Consider the following 17,721-nt stretch of genomic DNA (forward strand, 5'->3'; position numbering starts at 1 on the left):
GGCGGAACGTTCTCAGAATCTTCAGGACTTATTTCTCAATACTGTTCGCAAGCAAAAGATTTCCCTGACAATCTTTCTGATCAACGGCGTGAAACTCACGGGCGTTGTTACGTCTTTTGACAATTTCTGTGTTCTTCTTCGCCGTGACGGCCATTCGCAGCTCGTGTATAAGCATGCGATCTCTACGATCATGCCGGGCCAGCCCATGCAGATGTTCGAGAGCGAAGAAGCAGCGTCCTAACAGGATCAGCCGTCATTTCGACACGCGATACCAAGAACGATTCGATCATCCCTGAGGCCGCCAAGCACAGGGACGACATGCGCGCGACTGTCGTTGTGCCGGTTCTGAAATCGCGCAGTCGCGGCGGCCAGAGCGAATCGGCCTCGACCCGCACGCCGGAAAGCCGGCTCGAAGAGGCGACGGGCCTTGCCCAGGCGATCGACCTCGATGTCGTCAATGGCCAGATCGTCCCGGTCAATGATCCGAGGCCGGCCACATTGCTCGGCACCGGCAAGATCGAGGAGATCAAGGCGCTGCTCGACGAGCGCGATTCCGGTCTCGTCATCGTCGATCATCCGTTGACGCCGGTGCAGCAGCGCAACCTGGAAAAGGAATGGAACGCCAAGGTCATCGACCGGACGGGCCTCATCCTCGAAATCTTCGGCCGCCGCGCCTCCACCAAGGAAGGCACGCTGCAGGTCGATCTCGCCCATCTGAATTATCAGAAGGGCCGTCTGGTGCGAAGCTGGACCCACCTTGAACGCCAGCGCGGCGGCGGCGGCTTCATGGGCGGCCCCGGCGAAACCCAGATCGAAGCCGACCGACGGATGCTGCAGGACCGCATCATCAAGCTCGAACGCGAGCTGGAGCAGGTCGTGCGCACCCGCCAACTCCACCGCGCCAAACGCCGCAAGGTGCCGCACCCGATCGTGGCGCTCGTCGGTTATACCAATGCCGGCAAGTCGACGCTGTTCAACCGCATCACCGGCGCCGGCGTGCTGGCCGAAGACATGCTCTTTGYCACGCTCGACCCGACGCTTCGGCGCATGAAACTGCCCCACGGCCGCACCGTCATCCTGTCCGACACCGTCGGCTTCATCTCCGACCTGCCGACCCATCTGGTCGCCGCCTTCCGGGCGACGCTGGAAGAGGTGCTCGAAGCCGATCTCATCCTGCATGTCCGTGACATGTCCGATGCCGACAACCAGGCGCAGAGCTCCGACGTGATGCGCATCCTGAACGACCTCGGCATCGACGAGGCCGAAGCCGAAAAGCGGCTGATCGAAGTCTGGAACAAGATCGACCGGCTGGAGCCCGAGGTGCACGATGCCATGGTGCAGAAATCGGCCGGCGCCAGCAACGTGGTGGCGGTTTCAGCCGTCAGCGGCGAGGGCGTCGACACGCTGATGGAAGAGATCAGCCGCAGACTGTCAGGCGTGATGACCGTGGCGACGATCCGCCTTCCGGTCGACAAGCTGGCGCTGCTGCCGTGGCTTTACGATCATGCGATCGTCGACGGCCGTGAGGATAATGAGGACGGCACGATCACGCTTGATCTGCGCCTCTCCGAAACCGAGGCGACCGAACTCGAGCGCCGCATCGGCAATGGACCGAAGTCTTCAAAGGAAGATTGGGAGCGGTAAGGCGTTCAAGGGGGATGTGGCAACGTTCCGCTCACTCCGCCCCCGACGTCACAGCCCGCTCGATCGCCTTCGCTGCCTGCCAGATTTCCTCCATCCGCTCCAGCGTCGCGTCTTTCAGCGTCTCGCCTTCTGCTTCAAGAACCTGTTCTATATGGCTGAACCGACGACGGAATTTCGTATTCGTTCCGCGCACTGCCTGTTCCGGATCGGCCTTGACGTGACGGCCGATATTGACGACCGCGAAGATCAGGTCGCCGAGCTCATCGCTGACCTTTGCCTGATCGCCTTCGCGAAGGGCTGCCCGCAATTCGCCGATCTCCTCCTCGATCTTGTCGAGGATCGGCTCCGGTGCTGACCAATCGAAGCCGACCTTGGCGGCGCGTTCCTGTAGCTTCAGGGCTTCCGTCAGGGCCGGGAAGCTGCGCTGCACCGAGCCGAGGAAGCCGCTGTTGACGTCCTCGGTGATGCCGCGCCTGGACCGCCGTTCGGCGCGCTCGCGTTTCTCCGCCTGCTTGATCTCGTCCCATTGTATCTTCACCGCGTCCGGCGTATCCGCCGCCGAGCGGGCAAAGACGTGCGGATGGCGGCGGATCATCTTGGCGGTGATGGCGTTGACCACGTCGCCGAATGAAAATTCGCCGGCCTCCTCGGCCATGCGGGCGTGAAAGACCACCTGCAGCAGCAAGTCGCCCAGTTCGTCGCAGAGATCGTCCATATCGCCACGCTCGATCGCATCGGAGACCTCATAGGCCTCCTCGATCGTATAGGGCTTGATCGTCTCGAAACTCTGCACGATGTCCCAGGGGCAGCCGGTTTCGGGATGGCGCAGCGCCGCCATGATCTCGATCAGCCGCGAAATGTCTTTGGAAGGTTGCATGTTGCCTCGGTTCAGCGGGCTTAGTTCAATGGAATGTCGTTGGCGCTCTTCGACGACTGGTAGCTGATCGACAGCGCGTCGTAGCGCGCCTTGATGCGGGCGGTCTGCGCTTTCAGCGCGTTTTTCTGGAGCGCGTCTTCGGTCTCGACGAGATCGGCGATGGCAAAGCTGTTCCAGAAGCCGTTTTGCCTGCGATAGCCGCCGGGTTCAAGTCCGAAGACCTCCTTGAGGATCTTCAGGTCGTGCGGAATGGCGAAGGCGTCGCGCGAATCCTCATGGCTGAAAAAATAGTAGAAATTGTCGAAGCCGGCCCAGGTGATCGCCGACATGCACATCGTGCAGGGTTCGTGCGTCGACAGGAAGATCAGATCCTTGGTCGGCGGCTTGTCGCCAAGCTCGTAGAAACGCTTCAGCGTATGCACCTCGCCGTGCCAGAGCGGGTTCTCCAGCTCGTTATTGGTCTCGGCGACGACAAGCGAAAGATCGGATTTCCGCAGGATCGCCGCACCGAACACCTTATTGCCAAGCGAAACGCCACGCTCCGTCAGCGGCAGGATATCGTCTTCCATCACCGAAAGCAGGCGGGAGGCAATGGTCTTATCAGGCATGAGGGCCCTCCAGTTTTCCTCAGTCTATCGCCTTGGCGGCGCGAGTGAAATGCGTGAAGCACCGGTGGACGTTTTTTGTCACAGGCTTTATACTGCACTGCAGCAAGCGGGCTGGGAATATGCGGCTTTTTGGCAGCACGGGTGACTTTTCTCAAATCACGGACGGCACGAGCAAAAGAATACCTGCTTGCTTGGGCTTTCGAATTTCTGTTCCTTCAATCCCTTGTCGATCAAGGGCATATTCCGGCAACTTCGAAGTGGATTGATGATGCCTACCAAGACTGAACAGCTTTCGGTATTTCCCGCCTTCTTTCGCGTGGAAGGCCAGAAGACGGCTGTCTTCGGCAATGGTGATGAAGCTTTCGCCAAGGTGCGGCTGCTGCTCAACACAAAGGCACGGATTGTCGCCTATGCCGACCGGCCGGAAGCCGATTACCACGCCTTCCTGATCGCCAACCGCATCGAGACCRTGCGCGCTGCCTTCTCCGCCGAACAGGTCGAGGGTTCGGCGCTCGTCTTCGCCGCAACCGGCAATGAAGCCGACGACCGCAGCATCGTCGACGCTGCGCGCGCCGCCAGAATTCCGGCCAATGCCGTCGATCAGCCCGATTACTGCGATTTCTTCACGCCGGCGCTGGTCAACCGTGCGCCCGTCGCCGTTGCGATCGGCACCGAAGGGGCAGGGCCGGTTCTGGCGCAGATGATCCGCGCGCAGATCGACCAGCTTCTTTCGCCCTCGCTCGGCCGCCTTGCCGGGCTGGCGACGAGCTACCGCAAGGCCGTCGACCAACTGATTCCGAGAGGCGTCTCCCGCCGGGTCTTCTGGCGCCGTTTCTTTTCCGGTGCCGTCGCCGATGCGGTCGCCAATGGCAACCTGCCGCAAGCCCGCCATGCCGCCGACCGGCTGCTGCACGCGATGGACAAGGTCGCCGGCCACGTCTGGCTGGTCGGCGCCGGTCCGGGTGCCGAGGATCTGCTGACGTTGCGCGCCCAGCGCGTGATGATGGAAGCTGACGTCATCGTCTATGACGCGCTCGTGCCGCAGGCGATCGTCGATATGGGCCGCCGTGATGCCGAGCGGCTTTCCGTCGGCAAGCGCAAGGGCTGCCACTCGAAGTCCCAGGAAGAAATCAACGACCTGCTGGTCGATCTCGGCCGTCAGGGCAAGCGCGTCGTCCGCCTGAAATCCGGTGATCCCCTGGTCTACGGCCGGGCAGGGGAAGAGATGGCGGCATTGCGCGCTGCCGGCATCACCTATGAGGTCGTGCCTGGCATCACCTCGGCTTTCGCAGCCGCTGCCGATTTCGAGCTGCCGCTGACGCTGCGCGGCGTTGCCTCCTCGCTGGTCTTCACCACCGGCCATGATCTTACAGGCGACGTGCTGCCCGATTGGGCAAGCCTTGCCGTTTCCGGCGCGACCATCGCCGTCTATATGGGCCGCACGGTTGCCGCCTCCGTCGCCGAGCGGCTGATGCAAGCGGGCATTCCGTCTGAGACCACCGTCGCCGTCATCGAAAATGCCAGCCGTGCCGATCGCCGCCTGCTGCATGGCACGCTCGCCGATCTGCCCGATCTGCAGCGCCGCGACGAATTGACCGGGCCTGTCATGGTCATCATCGGCGATGCGGTCGCCGGCGCCAATTTCGAACTGTCCGAGCCCCTGGTGCGCGCAAACGCCCGGCTCGAGGAACTTGCAAGGAGCTGAATATGGGTGACAAGGTTCTGACCGCCAACCGGCTGACGGACGGCATTGCCGTCTGGCTGGATGCGAACGGCAAGTGGTCCACCTCGCTGCAGGAGGCGCTCGTTGCCCGTCATGCCGAGGCCGTTGCGGCGCTGGAGGCGATCGGCAAAAAATCCTATGCCGACAACGAGGTCGTTGACGTCGCCGTCGTCGACGTTCAGGAAACCAACGGCATTCTCTGGCCGCTTCGCTTGCGCGAACGCATCCGCGCACAAGGCCCGACCATGGAATATGCCCCGGGCTACGCTCCTGCCGATCCCGAATTCATTGCAGTCTGAGGAAGACGATGTACCGTTACGACGAATTTGACCATGCCTTTGTTACCGAGCGCGTCGAGCAGTTTCGCGATCAGGTCGAGCGCCGCCTTTCCGGCGAGCTCGCCGAGGACGCGTTCAAGCCGTTGCGCCTGATGAACGGCGTCTACCTGCAGCTCCACGCCTACATGCTGCGCATCGCCATTCCCTATGGCACGCTGAGTTCTCGCCAGCTGCGCATGCTCGCCCATATCGCCCGCACCTATGACCGCGGCTACGGCCACTTCACCACACGCCAGAACCTGCAGTTCAACTGGCCGAAACTGTCCGATATTCCCGATGCGCTCGCCGACCTTGCCAGCGTCGAGATGCATGCTCTGCAGACCTCGGGCAATTGCATCAGAAACGTCACCGCCGATCACTTCGCCGGTGCCGCCGCCGATGAGATCGCCGATCCGCGTCCTTACGCCGAAATCCTGCGCCAGTGGTCGTCGGTCCACCCGGAATTCTCCTTCCTGCCGCGCAAGTTCAAGATCGCCGTCACCGGCGCCGAGCGTGACCGCGCCGCAATCCAGGTCCATGATATCGGCCTGCACGTGAAGAAGAACGACAAGGGCGAGATCGGCTTTGCCGTCTATGTCGGCGGCGGCCAGGGCCGTACGCCGATGATCGCCAAGCTGATCCGCGACTTCCTGCCTGAGGAAGACCTGCTCTCTTACACCACGGCAATCGTGCGCGTGTACAATCTGCACGGCCGCCGCGACAACAAATACAAGGCCCGCATCAAGATCCTCGTGCACGAAACCGGCACCGAGGAGCTGACGCGCCAGGTGGAAGCTGAATTCGCCGCGCTGAAGGATAGCGAGCTCAAGCTGCCGGAAAAGGACGTCCAGTCGATCGCTGCCTATTTCGCACCGCCTGATCTGCCCGAACGCGCCGAAGGCTGGGAAAACCTTGCCCGCTGGAAGAAGGCCGATTCCGGTTTCTCCCGCTGGGTCCAGCAGAACGTGCAGCCGCACAAGAACCCCGATTACGGCATGGTGACGATCTCGTTGAAGCCGATCGGCGGCATTCCGGGCGATGCCTCCGATGCGCAGATGGACGCGATCGCCGATCTGGCCGAGGAATATGCCTTCGACGAAATCCGCGTCAGCCATGAGCAGAACCTGATCCTGCCGCATGTGGCGCTTGCCGATCTCGAAGCCGTCTATCGCGGCCTTGTCGCCATCAATCTCGCCGAAGCCAATGCCGGCCTGATCACCGATATCATTGCCTGTCCGGGGCTCGACTACTGCGCGCTTGCCAATGCGCGCTCCATCCCGCTGGCGCAGGAAATCTCTCGCCGCTTCGGCGATGCCGAACGCCAGGCAGAAATCGGTGAGCTGAAGATCAAGATCTCCGGCTGCATCAATGCGTGCGGCCATCACCATGTCGGCCATATCGGCCTGCTCGGTGTGGAGAAGAAGGGCGCCGAACTCTACCAGATCACCCTCGGCGGCTCCGGCGACGAACATACCTCGATCGGCGAGATCATCGGCCGCGGCTTCGAGCCGGACCGGGTGACGGACGCGATCGAGACGATCGTCGACACCTATCTCGGCCTGCGCCTCGATCATTCCGAGAACTTCCTCGCCGCCTATCGCCGTGTCGGACCGCAGCCGTTCAAGACTGCGCTCTACGGCTCGGCCGCCGAAGCGGCATAAGGAGGGGATGATGACGAAGATCTGGAGAGAAACCGGTTTTGTCGAAAACGATCCCTGGGTGATCGAGACCGACGAGGTGAAGGCGACCGAGGAGCAGAAGCCGCTGCTCGGTCTCGACGAACTGATCGCCAAGGCCGACGAAAGCAACGATGTCGGCCTCGGCGTGCTGATCAAGCCGGCCGACGACGTGCGCCGGTTGGAGCCCTATCTCTATCGCCTCGAAATCGTTGCCGTCGCCTTTCCGGCTTTCAACGACGGCCGCGCCTTCAGCCATGCCTCGCTGCTGCGCCAGCGCCTCGGCTACACCAATGAGCTGCGTGCCGTCGGCGACGTGCTGATCGATCAGGTGCCGCTGATGCTGCGCGTCGGCATTGACAGCTTTTCCGTCACCAACGCCACGGCGCTGAAGCGGCTGGGCGAAAACCGTCTTCCCGCCATTCCCCATCATTATCAGCCGGCGGTGCGTGACGCCGAAGCCGGCAAGGGCTATAGTTGGCGCCGTCAGGCGAAGCCGGCCGCATAAGCGACCGGTCCGCCGTTTTACGATGGCGGAATGATAGCATGAAGACATTCGAAGTGGCGGTGATCGGTGGCGGTCTCGCCGGCATGATCGCCGCAATCGCGCTGGCGCGCGGCGGTCGCAGCGTGGCGCTGGTGGCACCCGTTGCCCCGAAAGAGGACCGGCGCACCACGGCGCTGATGGATCAGTCGATCCGTTTCCTCGATCGCCTGGCGCTCTGGGAAAAGCTCCGCCCCGCAGCCGCTCCTCTCACCAGCATGCGCATCGTCGACGGTACCGATCGGCTGCTGCGCGCGCCGACGACCACCTTCCGCGCGGCCGAGGTCGGTCTCGATGCCTTCGGCTACAATTTCCCGAACAAGGCGCTGACCGGCATTTTGGAAGAAGCTGCGGCCGGCGAGGGCAATATCACCCGTTTCACCGATATGGCCGAATCGATCGACATATCAGCCGTTTCAGTCTCGATCACGCTGACCGGCGGCGAGACGCTATCGGCCGATTTTGCCGTCGGCGCCGATGGCCGCGGCTCGAAGCTGCGCGAGACATCCGGCATTACTGTTCGCAACTGGTCCTATCCGCAATCTGCCATGGTGCTGAATTTCGCCCATTCGCTGCCGCACCAGAATATCTCGACCGAATTCCACACCAAACACGGCCCCTTCACCCAGGTGCCGCTGCCGGGAAGCCGCTCCAGCCTCGTCTGGGTGCAGGATCCCGCGGAAGCCGCGAGCCGCATGGAATTGCCGCTTGCCGAACTCGGCGCGCTCGTCGAGGCGCGCATGCAGTCCATGCTCGGCAAGGTTGATGTCGAGGAGGGCGTCCAGGTCTGGCCGCTCTCCGGCATGATGGCGCATCGTTTCGGCAAGGGACGCATCGCGCTGATTGGCGAGGCCGCCCATGTCTTCCCGCCGATCGGGGCACAGGGGCTGAACCTCAGCCTGCGCGATATCATGGCGCTTGCCGAGATCCTCTGCGACCGGGCGGAATTGCCGGTGCCGGCCGATGCCGGTGAAAGCTTCGACCGCAGGCGCCGCGCCGACATCATGACGCGCACGGCAAGCGTCGATCTTCTCAACCGCTCGCTGCTTTCGGATTTCCTGCCCGTCCAGATGCTCCGCGCCGCCGGCCTGCATATCCTCTCGGCCATACCGCCGCTGCGCAACATCGTCATGCGTGAGGGCATCGAGCCAGGCCGCGGCTTCCGCGATATTCCGGAGGCGCTACGGGAAAAGCTGAAGCGGAAGAAGGCCTGATCGGATCACGATCAGCCAGAGCGAAACAGTTACCACAGATAGCACCGTCGTGATCAGGATCGTCGCCGAGGCGCGCTCCTGCCAGACGCCGTATTGCTGGCCGATGACGAAGACGTTGGTCGCCGTCGGCAGGCAGGCGAGCAGCACGGCGGCCTGGATCCAGACCGGCTCGAAACCGCCAACCGCTGTCAGCGCAACGAAAACGGCGATCGGATGCAGGATCAGCTTCGCCGGCACGATATAGGAGATCTCGGCCGGGATTCGTTTCAGCGGCCGGAGCGCCAGCGTCACGCCCATGGCAAAGAGCGCGCAGGGCGCCGCCGCCTGGGCGAGATAATCGACCAGGCGCTGAAACGCCGGCGGCTGGTCGATGTGCAAAGCGGCCACCACAAAGCCTGCCGCCGTCGACAGGATGAAGGGATGCAGCGCGACCTTCCGGACGATATCAGCGACAAGCTGACCTGTTGAACGCTTGTCGTCGCCGGCCGCCGCCATCAGCGCCGGCGCGACGATGAAATGCAGTGCGTTCTCGAAGCAGATGATCAGCGCCACCGGCACGGCTGCGCCTTCGCCGAGCGCCAACAGTGCCAGGCCCGGCCCCATATAGCCGATATTGCCATAGGCGCCGGCAAAGGACTGGATGGTGCAATCGGCAAGCGAATTGCCGCGCACGAGACGGCCGATGACGAAAAGCAGGATGAAGACGGCATAGGTCGCCGCGATGTCGGTGACAATGAAATCGACGCGCGTCAGCTCCTCGATCGGCGTGCGCGAGACGAGCTTGAAGAACAGAGCGGGAAGGGCGGCATAGATGATGAAGGTGTTCAGCCAGCCGAGCGCTTCGGCCGGCTGCTTGGTCGCCTTGGCGGCGATGTAACCGATCAGGATCAGGCCGAAGAACGGTAAAAGCAGGCTGACGATATCGGCCAAGAGGGCTTCCAGTACGCGGGGGTGATCGGCGGGTCAGGATCTGGCTTAAGCAATTCCAGCAAAAGTGTGTAGCGGTTTTGCGTTCGGAATTGCGCAGAAACAAGAGCAATTCCAGCGAAACTGTGTAGCGGATTTGCGTCCGGAATTGCGTAAAAACAAATCGATAGAGCGTGGACTCATTGAGTACACGCTCTACCGCCAACCGAACACGCGATCAGTAATCCCAGAAGGCCGCTACCCAGCGAAAGGCGTCGCCGTGGACCGCCACCCGGCCGACGGAGGGGAACGGCAGGTGAGTGGCCACCAGTTGCTCGCCGGTCTCCGCCAGTTCCCGCAGAAGACGGACCCGAACGCGCGCCGCCTCCTCGGGGTCGTGTTCGAAACCGTTGTACCAGTCGGGATGTTCAAACCCGACCGCGAACACGGCGTCGCCGGCAAACATCAGCCTGTCCCCGCCGGACGCCAGGCGGATCACGCTGTGCCCGGGGGTGTGGCCGCCGGTGCGATGGACGACCACGCCCGGCGCCACCTCGTACTCGTCATCGAACAGCCGGAAATAGCTGCGATACTCCTTCGCGAACCGCTTGGCGGTGGCCCGAAGCGCGTCCGGGAACCCCGGCGGCATGGAGACCCGGGAGAAATCGGGCGACTCCCAAAATTTGACCTCGGCGGCGGCCACATGGATCCGCAGGTCCGGACGCAGCTGGTCCTTCACCCCGTCGACGAGCAGCCCGCCAATATGGTCCATGTGCATGTGGGTCAGCACCACGTCGGTCACCGAAGCAAGATCGATGCCGGCGGCTTCCAATCGCTTGATCAGCTGCCCGGCCCGCGGCAGGTGCAAGTCCGGGTCGATCCCCAGCCCGGCATCGAGGAGTATGGTCTGGTCGCCGCTGCGCACCACGACAACGTTCAGCGCCCAGTCGAAAGCATCCGCTGGCAGGAACATGTCTTTCAGCCAGGTCGCTCGGACGGACGCATCGATGTTGTGGCCCAGCATCGCGGTAGGGAGCGGTAGCACTCCATCGCTGACCACCAGCACCTCAATCTCGCCGACCCGCACCGCGTAGCGCGACGGAACCAGTTCGTCGAGCCGAGGTCTGCCGGTGTGTGCGGTGTTTTCCCGGCTCGTCTTTGTCTCAAGGTTCATGTTCGTCTCCTTCTGACCGCCGCCTTAAACACGGCATCGACGACGCTACATCGAGGCGTATTTGCGATCGATTGGGTCGAGGGATAAGGGCGGGTGGGGCCGAGGGACAGGGCAAGCCATACCAGGGCATAGGTGCAGGCCTGGCTTTTTACTGCCGGCGGCGTGCTGATGAGCGCGGAGTGGATCAGATCAGCGAACGTGGCAAACCTGCTGCATAGCCTGGAAAATCGGCAACCCGTGGCCTAGCCGATCTGCATCAGGATCGGAAAGGTCTGCTGGAACCAGATCGCTACATTGCTGACCCAACCGAACAGGAAGGCGAGGCCGGTGAGGACGAGGAAGAGACCCATCACCTTTTCCACCGTGCCGAGATGGCGGCGGAAGCGCGAGAGGAAGCGCATGAAGGCGCCGGAAAAGCCGGCGGCGATCCAGAACGGGATGGCAAGGCCGAGCGAATAGATGGCGAGCAGCCCGGCGCCGGAGCCGACCGTCTCGCGCGAGGCGGCAACGCCGAGAATGGCGCCAAGCACCGGGCCGATGCACGGCGTCCAGCCGAAGGCGAAGGCAAGGCCCATGATATAGGCGCCCGTCAGCGTCGCCGGCTTGCCGCTGCCCTGGAAGCGCGCCTCGCGGGCAAGCACCCCGATTCGAAAGAGGCCGAGAAAGTTCAGCCCCATGACGATGATGATCAGCCCGCCGATCTTCGACAACAGGTCGAGATGCTGGCGAAGCGCCATGCCGATGCTGGAAGCACCGGCGCCGAGCGCCACAAAGACGGTGGCAAAGCCAAGCGTGAAGAAGAGGGCAGAGAAGAACACGCCGCGTCTGACGTCGGGCGCCACCACAACCGCACCGCCGCCGCGGAACTGCTCGACTGAAATGCCGGCCATATAGCAGAGATAAGGCGGGACGAGGGGAAGCACGCAGGGCGACAGAAAGGAAAGCGCCCCGGCAATCAACGCGCTCCACAGGGAAATATCGGCAATCGACACGCATTCTCTCCGGCTGCAATCTGCGTGATGTTCCTAGCTTTGCAGCTCCGGGATTGCCAATCACCTTTTTGCGCGCGCAAGACAAGATGCCTTTGCACGCAAGACATTTGTCTTTGCGCTCGCAAGGCAAGATACCTTTGCCCGCAAGAAATGTGCCGACCGCCGGAAAAAGGCAAATTTTTCGGTTGACCGCAATGGGTCGCCTGCCTATGTTCCGCCCACTTCCAGCCGGGGTGGTCACACCCGCGGAGAGGGAGAGCGTAGCTCAGCTGGTAGAGCAACTGACTTTTAATCAGTAGGTCTCGGGTTCGAACCCCGACGCTCTCACCATTTCTAGTCTTCAAGACACCTGCCGCGATCTTAGATCAACAATCGCAGTAATGCGCCCTCATCCTTCACTCCATGCTGGTACGAATGGATCACCCGCTGAGCCAGATCTTCGCGCTCGGTGTCTGTTGTGATTTGTCGCACCGAGATGACGTGGTCAAATACTCTCTGGCAGAGGGCGACTTCTTCGTCGCCCAATACGGTTTGTGCGTCGGCTATCTGGGATCGGATCATGATCGCCCTCGCTTCCTCGGATCGATAGGAGGATGGAACATCTGCTTTTTAAGCGCATGAAGGGAGACACAAGGTCGTGAGGTCTCACCCCCATGGTCGGGACAGGTCTTTGTCCCGCCTGGCAGCTAATTCTCGTTCGGCCCGCTCCACACATAGGCAGAAGCCGGCTTTCTCTGGGCATTCCAGATCACTTCGTACCCTATCTTTTCAAGCGAGAGTAAAGTGCCAAGCCTTTCGTCATCTGACAAGCTTCGCAGAGAAACGTTAAGTGCGTCCAGGCCCCCTAAATTGTAGAGGTTCACGAATACATCGAGTGCCATTGTTCTTCTCCCTGTGGATCAGTATAACACAAGAACAGGGGAATATTTGCTTCATACATAAATAAATATTTTATACATCTATTCGTTCTTCACGAATTATTTATGCTTTTCTTCATTAGGGTGTGGATATTTGATATGGGCAGCGCTTCGCGTCTTTGCCGCAGGAATTGAGCTTCGCAGAAATCCGCTGAGACACAGGAACCAACGTCCACTGCGGTCCGTTTTCTTCTCATCAACACAGAGGAGAAATCGACCATGGATTGGAATCGGATCGAAGGAAACTGGAAGCAGGCGAAGGGCAAGATCAAGGAGCAGTGGGGCAAACTCACCGACGATGATCTTGACCAGATCGCCGGCAAGCGCGACCAGCTGGAAGGCAAGATCCAGGAGCGTTATGGCATCGAAAAGGACCGTATCAGACGCGACATCGATGACTGGACCGGTCGCCAGACTTGGTAGTGCCTGAGCAAAAACCCGGTGGAAGCCGGGTTTTTGCCGAAGGAGCTAAGGTGGCCAAGACCTGTCGGATGTCACAAATATCCACCAAAAGCCAATAGAAGTGCGCCGATCGCGATAAGGGCCAGCGCCGGCCAGTTTTGGGATATCCCGAGGAACCTGAGGCCTTGGCGCCGTGGTTCCAGCGTGGTGCCGCCTTGCGGCATTTGATGCGGATCACTCGGTCTTCGACCAAGCGCCGAGGTAAAGAGAAAAAGAAGTCCGCCGATGATGAGAGCGGCTCCGGTCAGGATTGCCCACATGGTGACCTCCATAGCAAGCGGGGTGTGGGGTAAACCAGATCGGGACCGGATCGTTCCGTGAATGGCTGCTCCCTTGAACAACCTCCGCGTCGGAACCAAAAGCGCTCGCATTGAATTGACCGCTGAGTAATCCTGGAGATCCTGATGGACGAGACACCGAAGACGGCAATCCGCGGCATGATGTTGTACGTCCTCGCTCTTCTCGTCTTGGGCGTACTAGCGGGGGCCGCCTACACAATCTATGGCCATCCCGCCGATCCGTCTGAGCGACCAGCGGCTGAGACAATTCTGCAAAAAGCTCCAACTCCGCAGTGAGATAGGTCGCCAAGCAATTGATTGATCCCTTCGAGAGAATCGACCCCGGACGGCGCCTGCCACCATCCGGCGCCCACCCGGTCAGGTCGTATTGAAAAGCCTGAACTCCACAGCAAGAGATCCGCAAGTGGCAGCGAACAGGGCTTTGGAGAGCAAGCCTGAAATCCTGTCGCAAGTCCTTCCAACCAGTATGGAGCTTATATTTATAGGGAGAACAACCTGCGACAGAGAAAATCGGCATCTGCGCAGGGCTGATTGGATCGGAGAGATGCAAAGGGCCAGGTCTGTCTGGACCCTGAGAGATCGCATTGGAACAGCCGGAACATGGGAGTTTGCGGATGAGGGAACATGCAGTCGTGGTTGCCGGGGCAGGGCCGACGGGACTGATGCTGGCCGGCGAACTGGCCCTGGCAGGCGTCGACGTCGCCATCGTCGAACGCCGCCCTGACCAGAAGCTTGCCGGTACGCGTGCCGGCGGTCTGAGTGCGCGGACGCTCGAGGTTCTCGATCAGCGGGGCATCGTCGACCGGTTCCTCGCGGAAGGGCAGATAGCCCAGGTCACGGGTTTCGCGGTCACGCGTCTGGATATCAGCGATTTTCCGACCCGGCACAATTATGGGCTGGCGCTGCGGCAGAAGCATATCGAGCGCATTCTGGCCGGCTGGGTCGGGGAACTGGCGGTGCCGATCTATCGCAGCCTTGAGGTAACGGGTTTCGCGCAGGACGATACCGGCGTCACCATTGAACTCTCGGATGGTTCCCAGCTCAGGGCAGGCTATCTCGTCGGTTGCGATGGAGGCCGCAGTCTGGTTCGCAAGGCTGCCGGCATTGCGTTTGAAGGATGGGATCCGACGACCAGCAACATTCTCGCCGAGGTGGAGATGGAAGAGGAGCCGCCATTGGGCATCCATCGCACCGCCCTTGGCATCTATGCCTTCGGCAGAGAGGAGTACGAAATCCACGACGGCAAGATCGTCTTTGCCAAGGAAGGTCCGATCGGCGTGATGGTGCCGGAGAAGAATGCCGGCGCGACAACCGAGCCGACGCTCGGCGATCTCAAAGAAGCGCTCATCGCCGCATTTGGAACGGATTACGGACTTCATCGCGTCAACTGGATTTCCAGGTTTACCGACATGTCCAGGCAGGCAACGGCCTACCGCAAGGGCCGGGTTTTCCTCGCTGGCGATGCCGCCCATGTACATTCTCCGGTCGGCGGGCAGGGCCTCAACACGGGCGTGCAGGACGCCGTCAATCTCGGTTGGAAGTTGGCCCAGGTGGTGAAAGGGACGTCGCCTGAAGCCTTGCTCGACACCTATCACGCCGAGCGGCATCCGGTTGCGGCCCGCGTATTGCGCACGACGATGGCGCAGGTCGCATTGCAGCGCACCGACGATCGCAACGAAGCCTTGCGTGACATCGTAACGGAGCTGCTTGGCATGGAGGAGCCGCGCAAACGCATCGCCGCCGAGATGTCCGGACTTGGTATCCATTACGATCTCGGCGTCGGGCATCCGCTGCTCGGCCGCCGCATGCCTGACCTCGACCTGGTCACATCAGATGGTCCTGTGCGCGTCTTTACGCTGCTGCAAGATGCGCGGCCGGTGCTCTTGAACCTCGGCACGCCCGGCAGCATCGGCCTCCCGCGGTGGTCGGACCGCATCAGGTTGGTCGACGCCGGATATGCCGGTGCATGGGAGCTGCCTGCGCTGGGTGCGGTCTCCGCGCCAGCCGCACTGTTGATCCGGCCCGATGGATATGTGGCCTGGGTGGGCGACGGGACGCAGGATGGTCTACAGGAGGCTGTGAATAGCTGGTTCGGACCATCCGGCTAAAAGCCGAAAAGTTCTGACCTAAGCGGCGAGCGAGATCGAACCGCGGTCCGATATCATCTCCGGATCCGGCATCGGTTTGCCGCGGCGTTCCCAGGTGCGGCGGCTGATGCCGAAAGCCTCCCAGGGGCGCGCTTGGCTGAAAGAATTGGCGAGATAGTCGGCTCTGGAAAGCGCGCCGGCGGCACGGCGTTGCTCCTCTTTTCGGCTTCGGTCCCGCTGCCGCCGCTTTTCCTCTTGCAGTTTTGCTCTTTTCCGCTTCGGCACGTCGAAGGCACCGATGGTGCGAATATCGAGGGCGCTCCGTTCCGCGTAGCTTAAGTGCAGAGCGTGGCCGAGCGCATCGGCGGACAAGGGAGAAAAGCGCAGCTTTGTCCGCTCGTAGATGACTTCCTCTATCTCGGCTTTCCCAGCCCATGGCAGCCATCGCGCCGCCCAGCCGAGAACCACATCGACGAACTCTTCCTTGAATTCGACAAGGGCGAGGCTGGCGATCACCTCGACATAGATCAATGCGTCATCGGCCTTGGGCACGATGTTTCCATGGCGATGCCGGATCAATTTCTCGATCTCGCGCATCCGGCCGCGGAAGTGGTTCCAACGGCTGGCCCGCATGCGGCGCTGGACGGCCTTGTAACCCAGCAGACAGTCGCCGACCTTGATGGCCGAAACATCCCGCGCCAGGCCATCCGGCCGATCCGCTTTTACAGCCGGCTTCTCCGATTGCGTCGTTTCATCTGCGCCAACAAGGCAAGCCATCGATCTTCCCTTACGATCTGCCTTGAGAGGCCGAAACGACTGATTGTAAAGGAAGACCGAGGGGGTGATCATCCACTTTTCGCGCTGATCACACGTCAATCGGCGGATTTTCGAAGAAACGGCGGTAGTCTCGATTAGACCCTGACGCTTTCACGAAGTGGGCTAGAGACAATACAGCGACACTCGGCGGGACGTCGCTCGACGTGCAGATATCGCCGCAGCCCGGCTAAGCGGAAAAGAAGGACAAGGCGCTCTTAATCCTTATAGATCCACCGGCGCGGAGGATTCATCGTCCATCCGATCGCCGGAAAGGGAAGACGTGGTTGGACCACGACATTTCCATCAGCATGCGTCTGCAATCAGCGGAAGCCGAAGAAACTCAAAATCGCGAGCACGATAACGACAGCGCCGACAAGCCAGATCAAATTGTTCATGGGGAACCGTTCTCCTGTTTAGCATCGGGCCAACTGTGGCCCGATCACATAACGGTGAAGGAGGGTTAGGAGTTCCCGACCGGCCTCATTGCTGTCGCGTGCCACCTCCGGCGCAAAACCAATTCCGGCTCTATGCCTTCAATAACTGCACGAGCGGGCATTGCTGGGTCTGAACCCATCCGCGCATGCCGGGTTTGTTGAGCTATCCCGCTGATATTGAAAATCCTGGTGATCCTGCCTTGCCGGCGATGTGCAGGAAGACGTGATCGCGGACACACCGATCAGCACGCCCGCTACCAATGTAAAAAATCGGCTCATCTGAACGTCTCCTCGCAAGGTTGTCATGGTCGCAATATACCATGCCAACACGAGAATATACGAAACTTCCGGTGCATTTGATCACGCTCGCTTGACCCACAACATTCGTGCGATTGATCAATCAATCTATATTCGTGATGCGTCGACCCTCAGCCGATGATCAAATACGCTTAAGTCTAATCTGATAGGGTTATTCTGTCGTTATGGAAGTAGTTGCACGGCGTTAATAGCCAAATGGACACGATTTTGACTTGAATAAGTCACGGTTTTTCAGTAAAATTACAGCATAAAAAAGTAATATAAATGGGAGGATACTATGTCGTCAACTCGGTTTGATCCGATTCTGCTTCATCGCCAACATTTCATCGATGAGGTCACGTGCCTCGATGAAATCTTCGATGTTCTGGACGGGTGGCCGGAGGACAAACGGGGTTTGGCATATGACACGCTGTTGAAGGCGTGCAGAGATACGGCCAACGGGCGTTTCCCGCTGAGCGCTGCACGCGAGAATTTCCGGCGTTTCCTGAAAATGTCGGGCGTGTTGGCGAAGGTCGAGAGCGGCCCCAAATTCGAGCGGCTGATGAACGAACATATGGGCAATGCTTAGAGCATGTCGCGCAAAAGTGAGCAGCGGTTTTGCGATAACGACAAGCGTAAAAACAAATAGCTAAAGCGCGAGGAGCGAATCTGAAAGATCGCGACGTGCTTTAGGTCGTCGACGCATAAGCGCGCAGCCATAGGCGGATTGAGGT

Annotated in this window: 20 protein-coding genes and 1 tRNA gene; 12 read left to right on the top strand and 9 right to left on the bottom strand. The window is 60.7% G+C overall.

What is annotated here, in order from left to right; all coding sequences use genetic code 11:
• The coding region (gene hfq / locus AC1D1Z_RS08850) for an RNA chaperone Hfq (protein ID WP_477850198.1) at nucleotides 1-241 on the top strand (241 nt) is incomplete at its 5' end.
• A gap of 77 nt (nucleotides 242-318) precedes the next feature.
• Nucleotides 319-1,644 carry a GTPase HflX gene (hflX, locus tag AC1D1Z_RS08855; RefSeq protein ID WP_477850200.1) on the top strand — a complete coding sequence of 442 codons (1,326 nt, stop codon included), beginning with the start codon at nucleotides 319-321 and terminating at the stop codon, nucleotides 1,642-1,644.
• Nucleotides 1,645-1,675: 31 nt separating this feature from the next.
• On the opposite strand, the gene mazG is transcribed toward hflX, so the two are convergent.
• Together mazG and AC1D1Z_RS08865 are read right to left on the bottom strand one after the other, a co-directional pair.
• On the bottom strand, nucleotides 1,676-2,521 hold the full coding sequence (gene mazG, locus AC1D1Z_RS08860; RefSeq protein ID WP_334544090.1) for a nucleoside triphosphate pyrophosphohydrolase: 846 nt from the start codon (nucleotides 2,519-2,521) through the stop codon (nucleotides 1,676-1,678).
• 20 nt (nucleotides 2,522-2,541) lie between these two features.
• Complete coding sequence (locus AC1D1Z_RS08865) at nucleotides 2,542-3,129, bottom strand: deaminase (RefSeq protein WP_477850202.1); 588 nt, start codon at nucleotides 3,127-3,129, stop codon at nucleotides 2,542-2,544.
• 268 nt (nucleotides 3,130-3,397) lie between these two features.
• Between AC1D1Z_RS08865 and cysG the strand changes: the two genes are divergently transcribed.
• Genes cysG through AC1D1Z_RS08890 form a run of 5 tightly spaced genes read left to right on the top strand, consistent with a single transcriptional unit; the run spans nucleotide 3,398 to nucleotide 8,603 of the window.
• Nucleotides 3,398-4,834 (top strand): siroheme synthase CysG, encoded by a 1,437-nt coding sequence (cysG, locus tag AC1D1Z_RS08870; protein WP_477850204.1) that lies wholly within the window; start codon nucleotides 3,398-3,400, stop codon nucleotides 4,832-4,834.
• 2 nt (nucleotides 4,835-4,836) lie between these two features.
• The gene (locus AC1D1Z_RS08875; RefSeq protein WP_011651871.1) at nucleotides 4,837-5,151 is read left to right on the top strand and encodes a DUF2849 domain-containing protein; all 315 of its coding nucleotides are present in this window, start codon (nucleotides 4,837-4,839) and stop codon (nucleotides 5,149-5,151) included.
• Between the two features lie 8 nt (nucleotides 5,152-5,159).
• Nucleotides 5,160-6,830, top strand: coding sequence for a nitrite/sulfite reductase (locus AC1D1Z_RS08880; RefSeq protein WP_446963239.1), 1,671 nt, complete (start codon nucleotides 5,160-5,162; stop codon nucleotides 6,828-6,830).
• A gap of 10 nt (nucleotides 6,831-6,840) precedes the next feature.
• Nucleotides 6,841-7,353, top strand: a complete 513-nt coding sequence (locus AC1D1Z_RS08885; RefSeq protein WP_018241928.1) for a DUF934 domain-containing protein — start codon at nucleotides 6,841-6,843, stop codon at nucleotides 7,351-7,353.
• A gap of 38 nt (nucleotides 7,354-7,391) precedes the next feature.
• The gene (locus AC1D1Z_RS08890; RefSeq protein WP_446963240.1) at nucleotides 7,392-8,603 is read left to right on the top strand and encodes a UbiH/UbiF family hydroxylase; all 1,212 of its coding nucleotides are present in this window, start codon (nucleotides 7,392-7,394) and stop codon (nucleotides 8,601-8,603) included.
• Here the strand turns inward: AC1D1Z_RS08890 and AC1D1Z_RS08895 are convergent.
• From AC1D1Z_RS08895 to AC1D1Z_RS08905, 3 genes are all read right to left on the bottom strand, one after another.
• Nucleotides 8,571-9,533, bottom strand: coding sequence for an AEC family transporter (locus AC1D1Z_RS08895; RefSeq protein WP_439002456.1), 963 nt, complete (start codon nucleotides 9,531-9,533; stop codon nucleotides 8,571-8,573). The two genes, AC1D1Z_RS08890 and AC1D1Z_RS08895, sit on opposite strands and share 33 nt — an antisense overlap.
• 214 nt (nucleotides 9,534-9,747) lie before the next feature.
• The gene (locus AC1D1Z_RS08900; RefSeq protein WP_477850209.1) at nucleotides 9,748-10,683 is read right to left on the bottom strand and encodes an MBL fold metallo-hydrolase; all 936 of its coding nucleotides are present in this window, start codon (nucleotides 10,681-10,683) and stop codon (nucleotides 9,748-9,750) included.
• A 242-nt stretch (nucleotides 10,684-10,925) separates the two neighbouring features.
• Nucleotides 10,926-11,675, bottom strand: coding sequence for a cytochrome c biogenesis CcdA family protein (locus tag AC1D1Z_RS08905; protein WP_018241932.1), 750 nt, complete (start codon nucleotides 11,673-11,675; stop codon nucleotides 10,926-10,928).
• Between the two features lie 254 nt (nucleotides 11,676-11,929).
• Between AC1D1Z_RS08905 and AC1D1Z_RS08910 the strand changes: the two genes are divergently transcribed.
• Nucleotides 11,930-12,005, top strand: a tRNA-Lys gene (locus tag AC1D1Z_RS08910).
• A gap of 30 nt (nucleotides 12,006-12,035) precedes the next feature.
• Here AC1D1Z_RS08910 and AC1D1Z_RS08915 read toward each other — a convergent pair.
• The gene (locus AC1D1Z_RS08915; RefSeq protein ID WP_018241933.1) at nucleotides 12,036-12,236 is read right to left on the bottom strand and encodes a hypothetical protein; all 201 of its coding nucleotides are present in this window, start codon (nucleotides 12,234-12,236) and stop codon (nucleotides 12,036-12,038) included.
• Nucleotides 12,237-12,361: 125 nt separating this feature from the next.
• Nucleotides 12,362-12,556, bottom strand: a complete 195-nt coding sequence (locus AC1D1Z_RS08920) for a hypothetical protein (RefSeq protein ID WP_018241934.1) — start codon at nucleotides 12,554-12,556, stop codon at nucleotides 12,362-12,364.
• Between the two features lie 255 nt (nucleotides 12,557-12,811).
• On the opposite strand from AC1D1Z_RS08920, the gene AC1D1Z_RS08925 reads away from it, so the two are divergent.
• The gene (locus AC1D1Z_RS08925) at nucleotides 12,812-13,015 is read left to right on the top strand and encodes a CsbD family protein (RefSeq protein ID WP_018241935.1); all 204 of its coding nucleotides are present in this window, start codon (nucleotides 12,812-12,814) and stop codon (nucleotides 13,013-13,015) included.
• Nucleotides 13,016-13,086: 71 nt separating this feature from the next.
• On the opposite strand, the gene AC1D1Z_RS08930 is transcribed toward AC1D1Z_RS08925, so the two are convergent.
• On the bottom strand, nucleotides 13,087-13,314 hold the full coding sequence (locus tag AC1D1Z_RS08930; protein WP_115157575.1) for a hypothetical protein: 228 nt from the start codon (nucleotides 13,312-13,314) through the stop codon (nucleotides 13,087-13,089).
• A 653-nt stretch (nucleotides 13,315-13,967) separates the two neighbouring features.
• Between AC1D1Z_RS08930 and AC1D1Z_RS08935 the strand changes: the two genes are divergently transcribed.
• Nucleotides 13,968-15,461, top strand: a complete 1,494-nt coding sequence (locus AC1D1Z_RS08935) for an FAD-dependent monooxygenase (protein ID WP_477850213.1) — start codon at nucleotides 13,968-13,970, stop codon at nucleotides 15,459-15,461.
• Between the two features lie 18 nt (nucleotides 15,462-15,479).
• Here the strand turns inward: AC1D1Z_RS08935 and AC1D1Z_RS08940 are convergent, their stop codons facing one another.
• A complete protein-coding gene (locus AC1D1Z_RS08940) occupies nucleotides 15,480-16,217 on the bottom strand; it encodes a hypothetical protein (protein ID WP_477850215.1) in 738 nt (245 codons plus the stop codon).
• Nucleotides 16,218-16,540: 323 nt separating this feature from the next.
• Here AC1D1Z_RS08940 and AC1D1Z_RS08945 point away from each other — a divergent pair, with 323 nt between their 5' ends.
• Together AC1D1Z_RS08945 and AC1D1Z_RS08950 are read left to right on the top strand one after the other, a co-directional pair.
• Complete coding sequence (locus AC1D1Z_RS08945; RefSeq protein WP_427148070.1) at nucleotides 16,541-16,720, top strand: hypothetical protein; 180 nt, start codon at nucleotides 16,541-16,543, stop codon at nucleotides 16,718-16,720.
• Nucleotides 16,721-17,285: 565 nt separating this feature from the next.
• Nucleotides 17,286-17,576 (top strand): DUF982 domain-containing protein, encoded by a 291-nt coding sequence (locus AC1D1Z_RS08950; RefSeq protein ID WP_427148071.1) that lies wholly within the window; start codon nucleotides 17,286-17,288, stop codon nucleotides 17,574-17,576.
• The last annotated feature ends 145 nt before the right edge of the window (nucleotides 17,577-17,721 follow it).

The organism is Rhizobium sp. P1_E1 (assembly GCF_056406015.1).

Excerpts from the sequence above, each read along its gene's own strand:
- mazG (WP_334544090.1), bottom strand. The coding sequence starts at position 2,521 with ATGCAACCTTCCAAAGACATTTCGCGGCTGATCGAGATCATGGCGGCG.
- AC1D1Z_RS08865 (WP_477850202.1), bottom strand. The coding sequence starts at position 3,129 with ATGCCTGATAAGACCATTGCCTCCCGCCTGCTTTCGGTGATGGAAGAC.
- AC1D1Z_RS08875 (WP_011651871.1), top strand. The coding sequence starts at position 4,837 with ATGGGTGACAAGGTTCTGACCGCCAACCGGCTGACGGACGGCATTGCC.
- AC1D1Z_RS08880 (WP_446963239.1), top strand. The coding sequence starts at position 5,160 with ATGTACCGTTACGACGAATTTGACCATGCCTTTGTTACCGAGCGCGTC.
- AC1D1Z_RS08885 (WP_018241928.1), top strand. The coding sequence starts at position 6,841 with ATGACGAAGATCTGGAGAGAAACCGGTTTTGTCGAAAACGATCCCTGG.
- AC1D1Z_RS08890 (WP_446963240.1), top strand. The coding sequence starts at position 7,392 with ATGAAGACATTCGAAGTGGCGGTGATCGGTGGCGGTCTCGCCGGCATG.
- AC1D1Z_RS08900 (WP_477850209.1), bottom strand. The coding sequence starts at position 10,683 with ATGAACCTTGAGACAAAGACGAGCCGGGAAAACACCGCACACACCGGC.
- AC1D1Z_RS08915 (WP_018241933.1), bottom strand. The coding sequence starts at position 12,236 with ATGATCCGATCCCAGATAGCCGACGCACAAACCGTATTGGGCGACGAA.
- AC1D1Z_RS08920 (WP_018241934.1), bottom strand. The coding sequence starts at position 12,556 with ATGGCACTCGATGTATTCGTGAACCTCTACAATTTAGGGGGCCTGGAC.
- AC1D1Z_RS08925 (WP_018241935.1), top strand. The coding sequence starts at position 12,812 with ATGGATTGGAATCGGATCGAAGGAAACTGGAAGCAGGCGAAGGGCAAG.
- AC1D1Z_RS08930 (WP_115157575.1), bottom strand. The coding sequence starts at position 13,314 with ATGTGGGCAATCCTGACCGGAGCCGCTCTCATCATCGGCGGACTTCTT.
- AC1D1Z_RS08935 (WP_477850213.1), top strand. The coding sequence starts at position 13,968 with ATGAGGGAACATGCAGTCGTGGTTGCCGGGGCAGGGCCGACGGGACTG.
- AC1D1Z_RS08940 (WP_477850215.1), bottom strand. The coding sequence starts at position 16,217 with ATGGCTTGCCTTGTTGGCGCAGATGAAACGACGCAATCGGAGAAGCCG.
- AC1D1Z_RS08950 (WP_427148071.1), top strand. The coding sequence starts at position 17,286 with ATGTCGTCAACTCGGTTTGATCCGATTCTGCTTCATCGCCAACATTTC.